This window comes from Staphylococcus sp. EG-SA-15, assembly GCF_017151895.1.
Taxonomy (GTDB): domain Bacteria; phylum Bacillota; class Bacilli; order Staphylococcales; family Staphylococcaceae; genus Staphylococcus; species Staphylococcus aureus.
This window is the reverse complement of the sequence record NZ_JACVZN010000056.1, coordinates 1-3990: the sequence shown is the minus strand read 5'-3', so window position 1 is coordinate 3990 and position 3990 is coordinate 1. Positions and strand designations below refer to the sequence as shown.

The following is a 3990-nucleotide window of genomic DNA, read 5'->3' as shown; positions in this document are numbered from 1 at the left end:
ATTCAGACAGCGATTCAGAATCAGACAGTGACTCAGATTCAGATAGCGATTCGGACTCAGATAGCGACTCAGATTCAGACAGCGACTCAGATTCAGATAGCGATTCGGACTCAGACAACGACTCAGATAGCGACTCAGACTCAGATAGCGATTCAGACTCAGATAGCGATTCAGACTCAGATGCAGGTAAACATACTCCGACTAAACCAATGAGTACGGTTAAAGATCAGCATAAAACAGCTAAAGCATTACCAGAAACAGGTAGTGAAAATAATAATTCAAATAATGGCACATTATTCGGTGGATTATTCGCGGCATTAGGATCATTATTGTTATTCGGTCGTCGTAAAAAACAAAATAAATAATATGATTAACTTAACCAGGTCCATGTGGCCTGGTTTTTTCTGTTTAGAAATTCCCAGATATAAAACAAAAAATCTTTAAGGAATAGATACAATTTAATTTGTTACAGAAATGTAATTGTCTATGAATTAGAAAAGCTAAGATATTAATTTTAAGGGCAAATAATACTATTTTTTATGATAATTAAATAAAGATTACAAAACTCATAAAAATTTTTATTTAAACACGAATGTTAAATAACGTTTTACGATAAAGAAAAATAATTAAAGTATTGTGCTTTATCTAAAAATGTAATACTATATTGATATACATTTTTGTATTTAAAACAATTGTATTATTTAAAAATTTGATGAATTAGGAGTAATCTAATGCTAAACAGAGAAAATAAAACGGCAATAACAAGAAAAGGCATGGTATCCAATCGATTAAATAAATTTTCGATTAGAAAGTACACAGTGGGAACAGCATCAATTTTAGTAGGTACAACATTAATTTTTGGTCTGGGGAACCAAGAAGCAAAGGCTGCAGAAAGTACTAATAAAGAATTGAACGAAGCGACAACTTCAGCAAGTGATAATCAATCGAGTGATAAAGTTGATATGCAGCAACTAAATCAAGAAGACAATACTAAAAATGATAATCAAAAAGAAATGGTATCATCTCAAGGTAATGAAACGACTTCAAATGGGAATAAATTAATAGAAAAAGAAAGTGTACAATCTACCACTGGAAATAAAGTTGAAGTTTCAACTGCCAAATCAGATGAGCAAGCTTCACCAAAATCTACGAATGAAGATTTAAACACTAAACAAACTATAAGTAATCAAGAAGCGTTACAACCTGATTTGCAAGAGAATAAATCAGTGGTAAATGTTCAACCAACTAATGAGGAAAACAAAAAGGTAGATGCCAAAACTGAATCAACTACATTAAATGTTAAAAGTGATGCTATCAAGAGTAATGATGAAACTCTTGTTGATAACAATAGTAATTCAAATAATGAAAATAATGCAGATATCATTTTGCCAAAAAGTACAGCACCTAAACGTTTGAATACAAGAATGCGTATAGCAGCAGTACAGCCATCATCAACAGAGGCTAAAAATGTTAATGATTTAATCACATCAAATACAACATTAACTGTCGTTGATGCAGATAAAAACAATAAAATCGTACCAGCACAAGATTATCTAGCATTAAAATCACAAATTAAAGTTGATGACAAAGTTAAATCAGGTGATTATTTCACAATAAAATACTCAGATACAGTACAAGTATATGGATTGAATCCGGAAGATATTAAAAATATTGGAGATATTAAAGATCCAAATAATGGTGAAACAATTGCGACTGCAAAACATGATACTGCAAATAATTTAATTACATATACATTTACAGATTATGTAGATAGATTTAATTCTGTACAAATGGGAATTAATTATTCAATTTATATGGATGCTGATACAATTCCTGTTAGTAAAAACGATGTTGAGTTTAATGTTACGATAGGTAATACTACAACAAAAACAACTGCTAACATTCAATATCCAGATTATGTTTCTAGAGATAATAATTCTATAGGTTCAGCATTTACTGAAACTGTTTCACATGCAGGTAATGCAGAAGACCCGGGTTACTATATACAGACTGTTTATGTAAATCCATCGGAAAAAACTTTAACAAATGCTAAATTAAAAGTTGAAGCTTATCATAAGGATTATCCTGACAATGTAGGTCAAATAAATAAAAATGTAACTAAAATTAAAATTTATCAAGCACCAAAAGACTATGTTTTAAACAAAGGTTATGATGTTAATACAAATCAACTTATAGATGTGACTGAACAATTTAAAGATAAGATTACATACGGAACTAATGACAGTGTAAATGTTGATTTTGGTAGCATTAACAATTCTTATGTAGTTATGGTGGATACAAAATTTGAATTTACAACTAGTGAAAGTCCAACACTTGTTCAAATGGCAACTTTGACTTCTGATGGAAACAGATCCGTTTCTACTGGCAATGCTTTAGGATTTACTAATAACCAAAGTGGCGGAGCTGGTCAAGAAGTATATAAAATTGGTAACTACGTATGGGAAGATACTAATAAAAACGGTGTTCAAGAATTAGGAGAAAAAGGCGTTGGCAATGTAACTGTAACTGTATTTGATAATAATACAAATACAAAAGTAGGAGAAGCAGTTACTAAAGAAGATGGGTCATACTTGATTCCAAACTTACCTAATGGAGATTACCGTGTAGAATTTTCAAACTTACCAAAAGGTTATGAAGTAACCCCTTCAAAACAAGGTAATAACGAAGAATTAGATTCAAACGGCTTATCTTCAGTTATTACAGTTAATGGCAAAGATAACTTATCTGCAGACTTAGGTATTTACAAACCTAAATACAACTTAGGTGACTATGTCTGGGAAGATACAAATAAAAATGGTATCCAAGACCAAGATGAAAAAGGTATATCTGGCGTAACGGTAACATTAAAAGATGAAAACGGTAACGTGTTAAAAACAGTAACAACAGACGCTGATGGCAAATATAAATTTACTGATTTAGATAATGGTAATTATAAAGTTGAATTTACTACACCAGAAGGCTATACACCGACTACAGTAACTTCTGGAAATGATACTGAAAAAGACTCTAATGGTTTAACAACAACAGGTGTTATTAATGGTGCTGATAACATGACATTAGATAGTGGATTCTACAAAACACCAAAATATAATTTAGGTAATTATGTATGGGAAGATACAAATAAAGATGGTAAGCAGGATTCAACTGAAAAAGGTATTTCAGGCGTAACAGTTACATTGAAAAATGAAAACGGTGAAGTTTTACAAACAACTAAAACAGATAAAGATGGTAAATATCAATTTACTGGATTAGAAAATGGAACTTATAAAGTTGAATTCGAAACACCATCAGGTTACACACCAACACAAGTAGGTTCAGGAACTGATGAAGGTATAGATTCAAATGGTACATCAACAACAGGTGTCATTAAAGATAAAGATAACGATACTATTGACTCTGGTTTCTACAAACCGACTTACAACTTAGGTGACTATGTATGGGAAGATACAAATAAAAACGGTGTTCAAGATAAAGATGAAAAGGGTATTTCAGGTGTAACAGTTACGTTAAAAGATGAAAACGACAAAGTTTTAAAAACAGTTACAACAGATGAAAATGGTAAATATCAATTCACTGATTTAAACAATGGAACTTATAAAGTTGAATTCGAGACACCATCAGGTTATACACCAACTTCAGTAACTTCTGGAAATGATACTGAAAAAGATTCTAATGGTTTAACAACAACAGGTGTCATTAAAGATGCAGATAACATGACATTAGACAGTGGTTTCTATAAAACACCAAAATATAGTTTAGGTGATTATGTTTGGTACGACAGTAATAAAGACGGCAAACAAGATTCAACTGAAAAAGGTATCAAAGATGTTAAAGTTACTTTATTAAATGAAAAAGGCGAAGTAATTGGAACAACTAAAACAGATGAAAATGGTAAATATCGTTTCGATAATTTAGATAGCGGTAAATACAAAGTTATTTTTGAAAAGCCTGCTGGCTTAACACAAACAG

2 protein-coding genes are annotated in these 3990 nt (G+C 31.1%); both read left to right on the top strand.

The window, feature by feature from the left end:
- The coding region (locus IDG64_RS14235; protein ID WP_206171349.1) for an LPXTG cell wall anchor domain-containing protein at positions 1 to 365 on the top strand (365 nt) is incomplete at its 5' end.
- Positions 366 to 731: 366 nt separating this feature from the next.
- Positions 732 to 3990 (top strand): MSCRAMM family adhesin SdrD (sdrD, locus tag IDG64_RS14230; protein ID WP_206171348.1); only part of this gene is annotated, 3259 nt, incomplete at its 3' end.